15 protein-coding genes are annotated in these 15776 nt (G+C 38.2%); 8 read left to right on the forward strand and 7 right to left on the reverse strand.

Annotation, left to right across the window (positions count from 1 at the left end):
- Both ABFY81_RS00005 and ABFY81_RS00010 read left to right on the forward strand, forming a co-directional pair.
- On the forward strand, nucleotides 1–970 hold a 970-nt coding region (locus ABFY81_RS00005; protein WP_347912721.1), incomplete at its 5' end, for a fimbria/pilus outer membrane usher protein.
- Nucleotides 961–1989, forward strand: coding sequence for a spore coat U domain-containing protein (locus tag ABFY81_RS00010; protein WP_347912722.1), 1029 nt, complete (start codon nucleotides 961–963; stop codon nucleotides 1987–1989). The genes ABFY81_RS00005 and ABFY81_RS00010, both read left to right, overlap by 10 nt.
- A gap of 70 nt (nucleotides 1990–2059) precedes the next feature.
- On the opposite strand, the gene ABFY81_RS00015 is transcribed toward ABFY81_RS00010, so the two are convergent.
- Nucleotides 2060–3412: a PepSY domain-containing protein gene (locus tag ABFY81_RS00015; protein ID WP_347912723.1), complete on the reverse strand. Its 1353-nt coding sequence runs from the start codon at nucleotides 3410–3412 to the stop codon at nucleotides 2060–2062.
- 351 nt (nucleotides 3413–3763) lie between these two features.
- On the opposite strand from ABFY81_RS00015, the gene ABFY81_RS00020 reads away from it, so the two are divergent.
- From ABFY81_RS00020 to ABFY81_RS00030, 3 genes are all read left to right on the forward strand, one after another.
- Nucleotides 3764–4561, forward strand: coding sequence for an MBL fold metallo-hydrolase (locus ABFY81_RS00020; RefSeq protein WP_347912724.1), 798 nt, complete (start codon nucleotides 3764–3766; stop codon nucleotides 4559–4561).
- 261 nt (nucleotides 4562–4822) lie between these two features.
- Nucleotides 4823–5989: an MFS transporter gene (locus tag ABFY81_RS00025; RefSeq protein ID WP_347912725.1), complete on the forward strand. Its 1167-nt coding sequence runs from the start codon at nucleotides 4823–4825 to the stop codon at nucleotides 5987–5989.
- 146 nt (nucleotides 5990–6135) lie between these two features.
- Nucleotides 6136–6639 carry a hypothetical protein gene (locus ABFY81_RS00030; protein WP_068933635.1) on the forward strand — a complete coding sequence of 168 codons (504 nt, stop codon included), beginning with the start codon at nucleotides 6136–6138 and terminating at the stop codon, nucleotides 6637–6639.
- A 54-nt stretch (nucleotides 6640–6693) separates the two neighbouring features.
- Here ABFY81_RS00030 and accC read toward each other — a convergent pair whose 3' ends face one another.
- The 4 genes from accC to ABFY81_RS00050 form a co-directional block, all read right to left on the reverse strand.
- The gene (accC, locus tag ABFY81_RS00035; protein ID WP_004701123.1) at nucleotides 6694–8064 is read right to left on the reverse strand and encodes an acetyl-CoA carboxylase biotin carboxylase subunit; all 1371 of its coding nucleotides are present in this window, start codon (nucleotides 8062–8064) and stop codon (nucleotides 6694–6696) included.
- 16 nt (nucleotides 8065–8080) lie between these two features.
- The gene (accB, locus tag ABFY81_RS00040) at nucleotides 8081–8500 is read right to left on the reverse strand and encodes an acetyl-CoA carboxylase biotin carboxyl carrier protein (RefSeq protein WP_004701124.1); all 420 of its coding nucleotides are present in this window, start codon (nucleotides 8498–8500) and stop codon (nucleotides 8081–8083) included.
- Nucleotides 8501–8517: 17 nt separating this feature from the next.
- Nucleotides 8518–8973, reverse strand: coding sequence for a type II 3-dehydroquinate dehydratase (gene aroQ, locus ABFY81_RS00045; protein WP_347912726.1), 456 nt, complete (start codon nucleotides 8971–8973; stop codon nucleotides 8518–8520).
- A gap of 235 nt (nucleotides 8974–9208) precedes the next feature.
- Nucleotides 9209–10537 carry a Y-family DNA polymerase gene (locus tag ABFY81_RS00050; protein WP_347912727.1) on the reverse strand — a complete coding sequence of 443 codons (1329 nt, stop codon included), beginning with the start codon at nucleotides 10535–10537 and terminating at the stop codon, nucleotides 9209–9211.
- Between the two features lie 220 nt (nucleotides 10538–10757).
- Between ABFY81_RS00050 and ABFY81_RS00055 the strand changes: the two genes are divergently transcribed.
- Nucleotides 10758–10877: a hypothetical protein gene (locus tag ABFY81_RS00055; RefSeq protein ID WP_081408021.1), complete on the forward strand. Its 120-nt coding sequence runs from the start codon at nucleotides 10758–10760 to the stop codon at nucleotides 10875–10877.
- A 1-nt stretch (nucleotide 10878) separates the two neighbouring features.
- Here the strand turns inward: ABFY81_RS00055 and ABFY81_RS00060 are convergent, their stop codons facing one another.
- Together ABFY81_RS00060 and ABFY81_RS00065 are read right to left on the reverse strand one after the other, a co-directional pair.
- The gene (locus tag ABFY81_RS00060) at nucleotides 10879–11901 is read right to left on the reverse strand and encodes an ABC transporter substrate-binding protein (protein ID WP_347912728.1); all 1023 of its coding nucleotides are present in this window, start codon (nucleotides 11899–11901) and stop codon (nucleotides 10879–10881) included.
- Nucleotides 11902–12492: an ANTAR domain-containing protein gene (locus ABFY81_RS00065; RefSeq protein WP_004701132.1), complete on the reverse strand. Its 591-nt coding sequence runs from the start codon at nucleotides 12490–12492 to the stop codon at nucleotides 11902–11904.
- 384 nt (nucleotides 12493–12876) lie between these two features.
- On the opposite strand from ABFY81_RS00065, the gene ABFY81_RS00070 reads away from it, so the two are divergent.
- On the forward strand, nucleotides 12877–13218 hold the full coding sequence (locus ABFY81_RS00070) for a hypothetical protein (protein WP_347912729.1): 342 nt from the start codon (nucleotides 12877–12879) through the stop codon (nucleotides 13216–13218).
- Nucleotides 13219–13229: 11 nt separating this feature from the next.
- Complete coding sequence (nirB, locus tag ABFY81_RS00075; protein ID WP_347912730.1) at nucleotides 13230–15776, forward strand: nitrite reductase large subunit NirB; 2547 nt, start codon at nucleotides 13230–13232, stop codon at nucleotides 15774–15776.

The raw sequence follows: 15776 nt of genomic DNA on the forward strand, positions 1-15776 counted from the left end.
CTTTTATACAGGTTATGGTGTTTATGTCGGCTATAACCAGATCAAATACAGTGATAACTCGTATAAGTTACTGTCTGCCAACTTAAGCGGAAGTTTGAACAAGAACTGGGGTTTTTATAGTTCTGCATATAAGGATTATGAAAACCATAAGGACTATGGCATTTACTTTGCGCTGCGCTATACGCCATCTACCAGAGTCAATGCAATTACAAGTGTATCTAATGACAGTGGTAAAACAACCTACAGACAAGAAATCAATGGATTTACAGATCCGCAAATTGGTTCATTTGGATGGGGTGGTTATGTTGAACGGGATCAAGATGCACATGCTAACAATGCATCGGTCTATGGATCTTATCGAGCACGAGCTGCGTACCTGACAGGTCGTTATAACCGAATTGGAGATAATGACCAAGTTGCACTTTCAGCGACAGGATCTTTAGTTGCAGCAGCAGGCCGTATATTTGCAGCCAATGAAATTGGAGATGGTTATGCTGTTGTCACCAATGCTGGACCGGAAAGCCAAATTATAAATGGTGGAGTAAATTTAGGAGAGACAGATAAGTCAGGAAGATTCTTAATTGCGAATTTAAGACCGTATCAATCTCATCATATCTATCTAGACCCATCTTATTTACCACTGGAATGGGATGTGACAACGACCAATCGAACAGCACTTGTGGGCTATCGCCAAGGAACTTTAGTTGACTTTGGTGCTCATCGAGTTGTTTCAGGATTAGTCAAAGTTGTAGATAAAAATAACTCGCCATTGTTACCGGGTTATAGCGTCCGAATTAATGGGCAACAAGATGCGGTAGTGGGCTATGATGGTGAGGTCTTCGTTCCAAACCTATTAAAGCAAAATAAACTTGAAATAGACCTTCTTGATCATGGTTCATGTCAAGTTAATTTCACTTACGAAAGTCAGCAATACAGTGCTAAAAAATTGGGGCCTTATGTATGTCAATAAGTATTGTAAGTCATAGTTCCTACATGCTAGCCAAAAAGTTTTCATCTACTTTAAAGTATGTTTTAGCTAGTTTATTGTTATTTGTGCTTTATGCTTTTTTTAGTTCAGCACATGCTGGCTGTACGGTAACTGGAACCACAAATAGTACTTATAATTATACAGCAGCAACGATTAATAGTGACGCTACCATTACTTATACTGGAACTATTCGGTGTACGAATGTTGGGAATACTGCTCAAATATCAAGATATATGTGCATGAAGACAGTATTTACTGGAGCAACTACTTCAAATAGTAATGTTTCATTACCTTATACGGTTATTGCAACGGTAGGCGGAGCAGGTTCTTCTACTGCAAATCAAACTTCAAACTTTTGGTATGGTCCTGTTACTACGGTGGCACCAAATAATATTATTAGTTACTCAGTAAGTATTAAAGTTCCAGCAAGATCGGGCTCTTTAACAGCCTATCCGGTAGGGACTTATATTGGCTCCGTTCAAGTATTTTGGGACATGCAAGCAAATTCGAGCAGTGTTTGTGAGGGTGATAGTGGCGGTGGCTGGGACTCGGGTAATATGACGATTACAGCTAACTATGTAGTACCAAGTTTCTGTCAGCTAGATTCCACATCAAATGTCGATTTTGGCAATATTAGTGATATTGGTACAACAAGTCGTGACTACACGGCTCAAGGTGCGATTAATGCAACTTGCAACAATGGAACACCTTATAGCATTTATTTGGGGGACGGCAATAACCGTATAAGCGGTGGATTTAGACGTATGACCAATGGAAGCAGTCAATATATTCCTTATCAGTTATACAAAGATTCTGCTTATGGCACAGTGTGGGATGCTACAGGTGGTACAACAACGGTGGGTGGTTCTGGTGGAGTGTCAAAGACAGGATCTGGCACTAGTCAAATTTCAAATGTATATGGAAAAATTCCGCAAGGAACCGCTATTTCAAGTACGCCCGGTAACTACTCAGATAGCATAGTTGTTACAGTGACTTACTAATGGCTGCCAACTCACTATTCACTTAAAGTAAGCAGATGGTGAGTGGGTAAGTGTATGTTTGTTAAGAATCTTATTTAGTTTGTAGAGAGCTTTGTTTTCGTATTAGGAATATAAACAGTGTGATTAATAAGCTAAATCCGAAAATAGGCAAACTAATTCCTAAAATAGTAAAAGTAAGTATAGTTAATATTTTTTGTTGATTGGTTGCGCGCTTCCAGACCAATAAAGTTTGGCTAACAAAATGGCTAGTCGTAAGTTTTAAATTAGATGTTTTAAACCAAGCTTTATATGCATAAATAATCATGATACATAGCCCAAGAGCATATAAGGCGAGTATCAATTGATTGATCCATCCAAATAACACTCCAATATGAGCATCGACTCCCCAGCGTGTAAGTCTTGCAAATAACGAGTAATCTTTAAAAGCTAGTTTGTCGATGACTTTATGTTGATGTACATCAATCGCTACACTGTCTGCTTGAGTTGGCCATTTGCGCTGTAGTTCAGTAACAGTCCAAGCCTGATTTGCATCAACTGGTGGTTTGATTTGTATTTGGGCTGAATGAATTCCATTTGCCCTAGCAATTGCTAATGCAGAGTCGAATTCAGTTGGCATGATCTCTAAATCCGAAGTTTCCATGACCATATCATGATGTTCTTTATGCTCATCATGAGACATTTGGGGTAATGGAGCATTATTTAAAGTTGTGGCTAATGTTGGTGTTTGCCAATTTAACCATTGACGAGCGATACGAATATTATCGCCAGCCCATTGGGACCATGTAAGACCAGTAATCGAAATGAACAATAAAAGTGGTAATAGAGTCAAGCCGATAGAGCTATGCCACTTTAATAAACGATTTTTAGATGTCTGTCTGATTTTAAAATTTTGACGACGCTTCCACCAGCTATATAGGCCCGTTAGGGTTAAAATGCCCAGCCAGCTTGCTGCAAGCTCACTATAAAAACGACCCCATTTCCCTAATAATAAATTACTATGCAGTTGATCTAAGAAGGTACGAAATGGAAGTACTCCACTGGTCCCATATACTGCAAGTTGACCTTTTATAGAGAGTGTATAAGGGTCTACAAAAACAGCTTCATTATTTAAATGATGAGCGTTATCAGAAAAAATAACTCGTGTTGTTTGTGTGGAGCTTGGAGCTGGCCTAACTTCTGTAATTTGTGCAGATTCGGGCATCGCTTTTTTAGCTGCCTCAACCTGTTGGCTTATGGGGCGCATATCTTTATTTAAAGGCTGAACATATAGTGCATTTTTATAGATAGATTGTTCTATCTGAGGAGTAATTGCATATAGAAGACCTGTAAATGCCGCAATGAATATAAATGGGGCAATAAAAATACCAGCATAAATATGCACAAGACGAAAAAGACTACGCCAAAAGCTAGGGGGATGAGGCATTGTGAAAGATGTCGAACAAACTTTGGTGTGAAGTATAGCTATTTTATTCTTAAATTTTAAAATAATTAAGGGATGAGATTATTCTATGTATCTAAGTTATTGTAAAAAATGTTTTTTTAACTAAGTAGATTAGATGGCTGATATAAGGTTTTGTTATCATGATTTTTATGAAAATTGGATAAGATTGACTATAGTCAGTTAAGGCAAAAAGATATTCAGATATCTTTATGGTGGATGGCTTAAGCAATAGATTGATCAAACGACTAATAGAAATAACTTATCAGCTATTAAATTTCTACTAACCTAATAGTTTATAATTGCATTTTATATAATTAAACAATTTATATAGCTATGAAAATTCATCATTTGCGAAGTGCAACTTTTATTATTGAAACTGGCCCTTATTTTATTTTAATTGATCCTATGTTGGGTGATAAAGGTTCGCTTCCTGCTTTTTCATACATCCGCTTTAAGGCTAAAAAGAATCCTTTAGTTGATCTACCTTTGAATGCCCAAGAATTATTAAACAAAGTTACTCATTGTTTAATTACTCATAGCCAAACTTTTGGAATAAAAGCATTTCAACATACTGATCATCTAGATCAAAAGGGCGAGGACTTTCTTGTTCAAAAGCAAATTCCTGTTTATTCCTTTCAAAATGATGTGTCGTATTTATCTAAATATGGGATAAATGTTCAGGCAGGTATTGATTACTGGAAAAAAATCGAGTTTTTAGGTGGAAGATTGGTCGCGATACCGGCGCACCATGGGCATGGCTGGATTAGTAAATTGATGGCGAATGGTTGTGGCTTCTATTTAGAATTGCCAAATGAACCTTCTTTATATATTAGTGGTGATACCGTACTTACTCATGATGTTAAAAATGCCTTACTTAAATTCCGACCTGATATTGCGGTAGTTGCTGCGGGACAAGCGCAAATGGATGTGGGGCAGCCGATTCTTATGTCGAAAGATGAAGTACGCGAATTTATTGAGCTTTCGCCTAAATATATTATTGCTAATCATCTTGAAGCATTAAATCACTGTCCTGTAAAACGAGATGAGATAAAGCAAATTCTGCATGGAATGAATGTAGTTGACCGTGTACAAGTACCCGATGATGGACAAACACTTATTTATGAAAATTAAGACAAGATTTAATCAATATTTATTAAATGAAAATCTTGTAATTCCATATCTTCTATTATGAATAACGCTATGAGTTTTTTATGTAAATGATAGAATTGCGACAGTCGGTAAGTTGATATCTACTTTGTCTAACTAATGCACAGTCTACAAAATGTTTAAAATTAAGTTTGTAGACTGTTGAACTACAAGTGAGGGTAAATGTAGATATACATATGCAACCATCTAAAATTTTAACCTATTGAAAATACAAAGGTTTATTACTTGCTCCCATCACTTACAATCCAAACCAGACTTGGTGGATTCTATTTTTTCTATTATTCCATTGTTGGTACATTCATGCCGTATTGGAATTTATATCTTCAAGATCAAGGGTTTAATTATCAGCAAATCGGGATTTTATCATCTATTGCGATTGTGACACGATTTTTTGCACCTTTAGTTTGGGGGTGGATCGCAGATAAATCTGGTAAAAGAATGCTTTTGGTGCGACTGGCAACTTGGATGGAAGCCTGTATATGGTTGGCTATTTTTATAGTTCCTAATACCTTTCAATCTGTCGCTTTACTCATGCTTATTTTTAGTTTTTTCCAAAATGCAATTTTAGCTCAGTTTGAGGGGGTAACCTTATTTTGGTTAGGTGATCAAAGAGCAAAACTCTATGGGAAGATTCGAAAATGGGGATCAGTTGGATTTATTGTAGGTGTATTTACTATAGGTGCCATTTTAGAAATTATTCCAATTTCTATGTTGCCTATTTTATTGCTTGTTATTGCTTCACTTGCTTTTATTTGGGCTTTCACTATTCGTGAGCCTGAGGGAGCTCCAACTTCTCAAAAGCATTTAGAGCCTTTATTACCTGTGTTAAAGCGTCCTGAAGTTGCTGCTTTTTTTACAATCGAATTTATTCTCCTTTTTTCGCATGCACCTTTTTATAGTTTTTATAGTAACTTTCTAAAATCTTTAAATTACAGTACGACTGAAATTGGCTTCTTATGGGCAATGGGGGTTGTCTCTGAAATCGTAATGTTTGCATGTGCGGCTACTTTCTTCAAATATTTTTCTTGGCGTAGTCTTGTTGCTATATGTTTGGTTTTAACCAGCATACGTTGGTTGCTAGTAGCTCTCTTTTCTCATTACTTTATAGGTCAGCTATTTGCACAATGTTTACATGCTTTTAGTTTTGGTCTATTTCACCTTATTGCAATGCGGCTTATTTTCCAAAACTTTTCAATAGGACAGCAAGGTCGTGGACAGGCTTTATACAGTACCATGTGGGGATTGGGAGTGGCATTTGGAAGTATTTTAGCGGGTCATTATTGGAAAACTCTGACGGGTGAGCATATTTTTATGATTGCTGCGCTCATTGTGCTATTCGGTTTATGTTTTGTATTTTGGTTACCTAAACAAATTGAAAAGCCAGCTTCTTAATCGAAACATCACTAACATTGTTAAAATTACGTGGTTAAGCGGCTAAATTGTTTTATGGAAAGTATCTATTCGTTACGGTTGAAAAATATTGTTTTTATATGGTTATGAAGCAATGTTTTTCTAAAAAAATGTGCTAACTTAAACTCATGCGTTTAATGATTAATAAATCTATGAAAAATATTTATATTATGGGATTATTATTAGCTTTTTCTGGTTTTGCTATGGCTGAAACAGCAACGCAACAACCTGCTGAACAGCCTGTTCGAACTGCAAGTAATCCTAATGCTATACGTATTGTTACGCGTCCTGAGATTATGGGATTATGGGGAATGGAGATTCCAAATAATAAGAAATGTGTAGAGTACTATAACTTCCGCAGTAGTAATGATGTAGTGATCAAAAGTGGTGAGGAATGGTCATATGGTATTTATGAATACCAGCCATCTGATGACCCTAAAGAGCAGTTATCTGCTTTAGTTATGCAGATTAAGTTTGATAATAATAAAGTAGATTGCTCTGGTCAGCAGCAAGATCAGACTGGTGATGTTTCCCAATATTTTGTGCAGTGGAAAAATGACCATACTATTAATTTCTGCTCAACTGCTAAAGGTGAGCAATGTTTTGCAACTTTACGTCGAATGTTGCCATAAATCTAAATAGATATAAAAAAGCCTCTTATTTAAGAGGCTTTTTTATTATGCATGTTATGCAGTTTCAGCTTTCTTCTTTTCTTCCAATTGCTTCAACAAGTGCTTTTCAAGGTAATGGATGTCCATTGCCTGTTCACAGAAGCTTTTGTCTTGCAAGATAAGATCTTTATGCAAAGGAATGTTGGTTTTAATTCCAGTAAGAATCATTTCGTCTAACGCTTGACGCATACGAGCAAGCGAAGTTTCGCGATCTTTACCATGAGAAATTAATTTTGCAATCATTGAGTCGTAGTATGGAGGAATACTATATCCAGGATAGATATGAGAATCTAAACGAATACCTGCACCGCCTGGCGCATAGAAGCTCTCAATTTTACCTGGTGAAGGTAAGAAAGTTGTTGGATCTTCTGCATTAATACGACATTCAATAGCATGACCACGAACTTCAATATCTTTTTGTTGAAGCTCTAGACCCAAACCAGCTGCAATACGTAATTGTTGCTCAATGATATCAACACCAGTAACCATTTCAGTTACAGGGTGCTCAACCTGAACACGAGTGTTCATTTCGATAAAGAAGAATTCACCATCTTCGAACAAGAACTCAAATGTACCAGCACCACGATATTGCATTAACTGACATGCGTTAACACAAGCTTCTAAAATATCAGCACGTGCTTTTTCTGGTAGATTTGGAGCAGGAGCTTCTTCTAAAACTTTTTGATGACGACGTTGTAATGAACAGTCGCGATCATATAAATGAATCGCATGACCATTACCATCACCTAAAACTTGAACTTCGACATGGCGAGGTTTTTGTAAGAAGCGTTCCATGTATACGGTGTCATCACCGAACCACATTTCTGCATCACGTTGAGCCGCTTGAACTGACTCAAGTAATGTATCTACGCGCTCAACAATACGCATACCACGACCACCACCACCAGCTGCCGCTTTAACAATGAGCGGGAAACCGATTTCTTTAGCTTCTGCTAAAGCGTTGTGGATAGTTACAGCATGGTCGCAACCAGGTACTGTAGGTACACCAGCTTTTTTCATTGCAACAATTGCAGAAACCTTGTTACCCATTAAACGAATATGTTCTGGGCGAGGGCCAATGAATGTGAAACCGGAGCTTTCTACAATTTCGGCAAACTCAGCATTTTCTGAAAGAAAGCCATAGCCTGGGTGAATTGCATCAGCACCAGTAATTTCTGCAGCAGTAATAATTGCTGGGATGTTTAAATAGCTGTCACTACTTGCACCCGGACCAATACATACTGCTTCATCAACGAAACGTAAATGCATCAAATCTTTATCTGCATCTGAATAGATACCGACAGTTTTGATTCCTAATGTTTTGCAAGCCCGGGTAATTCGTAAAGCGATTTCACCACGGTTTGCAATTAAAACTTTTTGCAACATAGTTGTCCCCGGGGTATTACGCGCGATAACGGAATAAAGGTTGACCGAATTGGATCACATCACCATTTTTCACTAAAATTTCTTCAATCACGCCGCTTTGAGTTGCTTCAATCGGGTTCATGATTTTCATTGCTTCGATAATACCCAAAGTCTCACCAGCAGATACAGTTTGACCTACTTTAACAAATGGTGCTTCACCTGGGCTTGGAGCAGCATAGAACACACCAACCATAGGAGAAGTTTCAACTGCTCCACGTGGGGTTTTTGCAACAGGTGCTTCAGCAACAGGAGCTGCTGGAAGTGCTACACCAGCCGCAGCAACGACAGGATTACGACGAGTTAAAGCGATTGATTGATCACCTTCTTTAACTTCAATCGCTTGCAAGTCAGACTCAATCATTAAATCGATGAGTTTTTTAATTTTGCGGATATCCATGGGCGACTATTCCTGAACTAGTTTGGGTTAGATGGTTGAATTTTTTTAATGGCGTAATCGAGTGCAAAGCTATAACCTTTTGCACCTAGACCACAAATCACGCCAATTGCTTTGTCTGATAAATAAGAGTGGTGTCTAAACGCTTCACGTGCGTGAACATTTGACAAATGCACTTCAATAAATGGAATGGCAACGCCAAGTAGAGCATCACGTAAAGCAACTGAGGTATGAGTAAGAGCAGCAGGGTTAATAATAATAAGTTTTACGCCTTCAGTTTGTGCCTGATGAATACGGTCAACAATGGCACCTTCCCAATTGCTTTGAAAAGTATCGAGTGTAATAGAGGCTTGTTTAGCTTGAGCAATAAGTTGTTGGTTGATATTGTCTAGGGTAAGATGACCATATACTTCTGGTTCGCGTTTTCCCAGCAAATTCAAATTCGGTCCATGAATTACCAAAATGGTCGAACTCATTCAGATTGCTCCAGCTCTAAAGTTGCAAATAGTCTTTGCAAGATGTCTGCAAAGTTTGCTTATTATGGCATATGTTTCTACAAGTTTTTTATAATTTCTTTTAATTGTCGCAGAAAGGGTACACCAAATTCGGCTTATATATTGTAAATTTTGCGACGAATTAGCAATGTTAAAAAATGACAAAATTTCAAGTAATTTAACAAGGCTCATTTTAAACCGAATTGACAAAAACAGTTCATGTATTTTGTGTAACGACGGTATGGGCATCTTCAATTGTTAACATTTCATTCCAGCGAGTTAGGTAGTTTTTTGAGCGATGGCATTGTTTCATTTGCCAAGATGGATTGCGCGAGTGATATCCCACTTGTAAATAATGACTACCAAAACGCTTATGAACTGTACCTAAAGTTTCCATTAATTGTTGTCTTTGATGAATAAGTTCCAAAGGTTGCCATAAATCATCAATATGTTGTTGACGCGCGTGTAGACCACAAAATAATACTCCAATTTTTATATAATTTTTATTTTCTTTATATAAAACATCAATTTGATGCATTGCTGCTTTCGTGATTATGCATAAGTCATCTGTTGCATAGTGAAGACCAATGGCCTGAGAAGTGGCTTTTTTATAAGGTGGCTTATCGGTTTTCTCATAAAGCATGACTTGAATGCAGGCACAAAGTTGTTCTTGTTTCATTAAGCGGCGATGCGCTCGATTAAGATGAAAAATAAGTGCTTGTTTAATAATCTCGATACTGGATAAAGCTTGAGCAAAACTTCGTGACGCTAAAATCCGTTTAGTTGGAATACTAGGATCGTCAAGTTCAATACATGATTGGCCTTTTAGCTCACGAATAGTGCGTGCCATGACCACAGAAAATGCCTTTGCCATATGGTGTTCATTGGCAAAAGTTAAGTCTAGGCATGAATATACTTCATAACTTTGTAGTTGTTTGACCAGTTGATAACCAATTCCCCATACTTCTTTGACCGATGTCTGTTGCATGAGGTCTTCCGTAATTAATGGATCTAAGGTGATGAAATTACAGATTCCCTTAAAACTTTTAATTTTCTTGGCAAAATGATTGGCAAGTTTTGCTTGTGTTTTTGAATATCCAATTCCAATACAACAAGGTAGACCTAACCATTGGAGGAGAGTCTCTTTCACCTTAAAGCAGTAGTCAGATATATCAATAGATTGAAGGTAAGGAGTGAGATGAATAAAGCACTCATCTATAGAGTAAGCTTCTATATCATCTGGAGAGAAAAATTCACCGAGAACAGCAAAAAAACGACGGGACATCTCGGCATATAAAGTGTAGTTGCTTGAATAGACTTGAACACCAGCTTGCACGGCATCTTTCTCAATTTGAAACCACGGTACTCCCATCTTAATACCTAAAAGTTTTGCTTCTTCACTACGTGACACAACACAACCATCGTTGTTAGATAAAACAACTACAGGTTTATCAATGAGTTTGGGGTTGAAAAGTCGCTCACAGCTGACATAACAATTGTTAATATCAACCAGTGCATAAACTTCGCGGTGTGAGATCTCTCTCATTATTTCATCCCCCCAAATTCATCAACTCAAAATTCATATTTTGAATTTGTAACATAATCAAGTTAACAAAATTATGCACAGATATCTAGGGTAGTTCTGGTTGTTCGTCGAAATTATGAAAAGGATGTAAAAGTAATGAATTGTCAGTTATTGATATGAAAATGTCTGAAAATGATATGTTTAGACAGATATGATCATTTCCATAAGCGCTATATTTTCAATGGATCAGTTGAGCCTGGAAAATATAGTAATGCGTGTTTCGCATTTTGTCTTATGGGTCTTTCAAGCTGTCTTTTTTATAAAAGACAGCTTTTTTTATGCTGATTTGACTCTTAGATAGCTTATGAAGAATATCGCTGTTTGGCTTGTTCATAAGCCTCAAGATTAATGCATTGAGCACCCAAGCTTGTGATTTGTGCTTGGTCAATTTGAAGTTCATCCCACTTTTGCATTTGTTCAAATAGCCAATGGAAATCTTTAGGTTGTGGGGCAGCATTTTCTTTAACTAAGTTTTTTACAATATTTTGAATCATATAGTATTTATCGACATGTACTTCTTCAGAACAGTGAAAGCGGACAATTCCAAAATCGACCAACAACTTTAAGACAGGTGAAAAGTCTTTCAAATCACTCAATTCCTTTTGAGCTTTTATAATTGCTGTGGTGAGTGCAATTAAAGTTTGAGGATGTTGTTCAGCCCATTCTTGAGTTACTGCAAGAACTTTATCTGCCACATTGGGAATAATGTCTTGACTTGAACATACGATTTTACTTAAGCCTAAAAGTTCGCCCTGTGTATTCCACGGTTCTCCTACACAAAAACCATCAATGACATGATTATCTAAAGCTTCGACCATATACGGTGGTGGAAGGGCTTTGAGCTTAAGTGTTTGAGCTATTTTTGAGTCTCCCAAAGCAAGCCATTCTCTTAAACAATAATGATGAATTGAATGTTTAAATACATGAGCTAAGGACAAAGAATGATCTGCTTCAATATAGCTCGTCACTTTTTGGGCGGTAGCTTGTGCATTATCGTTTTCTTGAATAGCCAGTTGATGAGTTAATTTTTGGCTTAAGCTAATAAAAGCACGGTTTTTACTTAAAATAAGAGGGGTTTGCAGTGCAATACCAATTTGGTCTGCACCCACGGCTGCTGCAGGTAGCATGGCAGATAAACAGTGGGCAGCATCTAATAGCCCAAAAGCTAAACGGTCTCGAAGACTTGCCCATGATGCTTCTTTAACTAAAGTAACATCTAAACCGACTTCTTCGAAAAAACCTTGCTGTTTTGCCCAAAGCAATGCAAGACAATCAAGTAAAGGAATATAGCCGAGTTGCAATTGAGTCTTTTCTAATGTGCTCATTTATTCGTCCTTTAGTTGATCATTTAGTAGTTTTTGAGCGTCAAGTAAACGGCGTGCCATTTCTCCAATCGTGATCCGGTGGCTCATGGCATTTTTTCTAAGAAGTTGAAATGCAGTTTCTTCAGGTAAGCCATGCAGTTGCATGAGTAGAACTTTAGCTTTCTCAACATCCTTACGGTCAGCAAGTTTGGTTTGAGCTTCTTTTAAATCACCTTCGAGTTTTTTGTGCTTTTTATATTGCTCGATCGAGATTTCTAAAATGGTATGTAAGCGGGTAGGATCTATGCCATCTACAATATAAGCAGTTACACCTGCATCGATGGCTTGTTTGATGGTGTCTTTATCTGAATTTTTAGTGAATAGAACAGTTGGTAGGTCATAGCTACTCACACAACTTTCAATAATGTCACGATGGGGATGATCCATGTCGAGCAAGATGACATCGGCTTGTAAATCTTCAAGACGAAAAATATTCAAGTGATCCAAAGTAAGGCAGGCCACCACTTCAAAGTCATTTTCAAGCAAACTATTTTTTATATAGTCGGCTCGCGCATGATCATCATCGATAAGAGCTATTTTGAGTTTTGGCATAAGTTCAGAAAATCAGGCTAAGAAAATGCGCCAATTCGACGCGTTTTTTGTTATTGAGTTTTAAGCAAGATTAGTGCCATCCAAAATTAAACCAAAAATCAGGAGTTGTTGACAATCTAGGAGGCTAAAAAGTTGTTTTGATCGATATTGGTGCAAAACTGCGATTCATTTTGTGGCAAAACTTATTTTTATTTAAACCATATAGAGGAGCAGTAATAGTGCAGGTAAAATTAAATACTCTTTATAGATGAAAATAGGTTTTAATTTAAACATTTGAAAATAATAATAAAAAATTATTAATATTAATCTTAAAAAGAATTGGCATGCAAAGTGCTTACTTAATTACAGGTCGAAGACGACCATGAGTTTTAAAGACGGCCAACGATGTCCGTTCTGATCGAGTTTGTGAGTGCAACCGCACATACAAAGAAGTTACGTTCAGTCGGAGTGAAGGTCATGTCTTTATTTTTATTGCATAAAAAAGTTACATCTGAATTATTTAATTTTTCAGTTCCAGCGATGCGAGCCTTCTCTAAAAGGGGGCTCGCTTTTTTTATTTCTTTTTTTGATTTTGCTGTGCATTGGGTGTCGTTAACGAGTGAAAAAAATTGGTTTCAAGCAGCTACATGCCATGTGAGCTTGATTCATTTCTCGATAGAGCACAAAGCAAAAAAACAATGTCTATTTGAGAACGCAATAACGCAGCTTAAAAGCAACGTGATTTGAGGAGAAACACTATGAAATTGGTAATGATTGGTCATGGTATGGTGGGCCACAAATTCATCGAAGCCATTTTAGAAAAAGCAGATGATGAACTGGAAATCACTATTCTCGCGGAAGAACCTCGTATCGCCTATGACCGCGTGCATTTGACAGAATATTTCTCTGGGAAATCGGCAAAAGATTTATCTTTAGCACGTTTTGACTTTGCCGATGCTCATGGCATTGACTTACGTCTTAATACAAAAGCAACTGCAATTGATACGACTGCACAAACTGTAACAACCAATCATGGTGATGTGATTAGTTATGACAAATTGGTACTGGCGACTGGTTCATATGCATTTGTTCCACCAATTCCGGGTAATGACCGTGAAAACTGCTTTGTTTACCGTACGATTGAAGACTTAGACGCGATTCGTGCAGCGAGTCTTAATGCAAAAACAGGTGTCGTGATTGGTGGTGGTTTGCTTGGACTTGAAGCTGCAAAAGCTTTACGTGATTTAGATTTAGAAACACATGTTGTTGAGTTTGCACCACGTTTGATGGCAGTTCAAATTGATGACTTAGGGGGCAAGGTTTTACGCCGTAAAATTGAAGACCTCGGTGTAAAAGTTCATACACAAAAAGCGACTCAGTCTATTGAGTCTGGTGTAAATACCACTCATGTGATGAAGTTTGCCGACGGTAGTGAACTCGAAACTGATGTGATTTTATTCTCTGCGGGGATCCGCCCACGTGATGAGCTCGCACGCAATAGTGATCTGGCGATTGGTGAGCGTGGTGGTATTGTCATTAATGATTATTGCCAAACATCAGATAACAACATTTATGCTATTGGTGAATGTGCGCTTTGGCAAAATAAAATTTATGGCTTGGTTGCACCGGGCTATGACATGGCACGTATTGCAGCAAAACATATTTTAGATGAAGAGTGTCATTGCTTCGCTGGCGCGGACATGAGCACCAAGTTGAAATTAATGGGTGTGGATGTTGCTTCTGTTGGTGATGCGCATGCCATGACTCCGGGTGCATTAAGCTACTTCTATGCAGATGAGCATGCGCTGGTTTATAAAAAGATTGTTGTAAATGCGGATAAAACCAAATTGCTGGGAGCGGTTTTGGTGGGCGATGCAAAAGAGTACAACGACCTTTTGCAAATGATGTTAAATGGTCTGGCTTTACCGGAAGTGCCTGAAAGTTTAATCATGCCAGGCTTTGAGCAGTCGGCAGGAAAATCTGGTGGTAGCGGAGTCGATTTACTTCCAGACAGCGCGACCATTTGTTCATGTAACAACGTATCAAAAGCGGACATCTGCCAAGCAATTAGCGATGGTTCGACCTCTTTAGGTGCATTAAAGAAATGCACCAAAGCAGCAACTGCATGTGGTGGCTGTGCACCATTAGTGACTCAAGTGTTAAAGTCAGAGTTACAACGTCAAGGTGTGACTGTAAATAACCATATCTGTGAACATTTCCCGTACTCGCGTCAAGAGCTACATCACTTGGTACGTGTCAATGAAATCAAAACGTTTGATGACTTGATTCACCAACACGGCCATGGTTTGGGTTGTGACATCTGTAAACCGACTGCTGCAAATATCTTGGCTTCTTGTTGGAACGATTTCGTCCTTGAGCCAAGTCATGCAGGTCTACAAGACAGTAATGACTACTACTTGGGTAACATCCAAAAAGATGGCTCTTACTCAGTTGTACCACGTATGGCTGGTGGTGAAGTGACTCCAGATGGTTTGATTGCCATTGGCCAAATTGCGAAGAAATATAACCTGTACACCAAAATTACTGGCGGTCAACGTGTTGATATGTTTGGTGCACAAGTTCACGAGCTTCCATTCATTTGGGAAGAGTTAAATGCTGCGGGCTTCGAGTCTGGTCATGCTTACGGTAAATCATTGCGTACCGTGAAATCTTGTGTGGGTAGTACTTGGTGCCGTTACGGGGTAGACAATTCAGTTGGTTTAGCGATTGAACTTGAAAACCGCTACAAAGGTTTACGTTCACCGCATAAATTAAAAATGGCAGTGTCTGGCTGTACACGTGAGTGTGCGGAAGCGCAAGGTAAAGACGTGGGTATTATCGCGACCGAAAAAGGTTGGAACCTTTATGTCTGTGGTAACGGTGGTATGAAACCACGTCATGCAGAGTTACTTGCATCTGACCTTGATAAAGCAACGCTCATCCGTTACATCGACCGTTTCTATATGTTCTACATTCAAACCGCAGACCGTTTACAACGTACGAGTGTATGGCGCGACAACATGGAAGGTGGTCTAGATTATCTTAAATCTGTAGTTGTTGATGATTCTCTTGGTTTGGCTGCCGAGCTTGAACGTCGTATGGAACATATTATTGGTACATATCAAGACGAATGGCGTACAGCTGTCGAGAACCCTGAAGTTCGTAAACGCTTCCAAACGTATATCAACGCAGGTGCAAATGAGCAGGCCGATCCACACATTCAATTTACAACTGAACGTGGTCAAATCCGTCCATTAACCGAAGCTGAACGTTCAGTAGACCGTATTCCAATGGTTGAAGCATAA

The organism is Acinetobacter sp. WA-87 (assembly GCF_039938935.1).
In the GTDB taxonomy this organism is placed as follows: Bacteria; Pseudomonadota; Gammaproteobacteria; order Pseudomonadales; family Moraxellaceae; genus Acinetobacter; species Acinetobacter seifertii.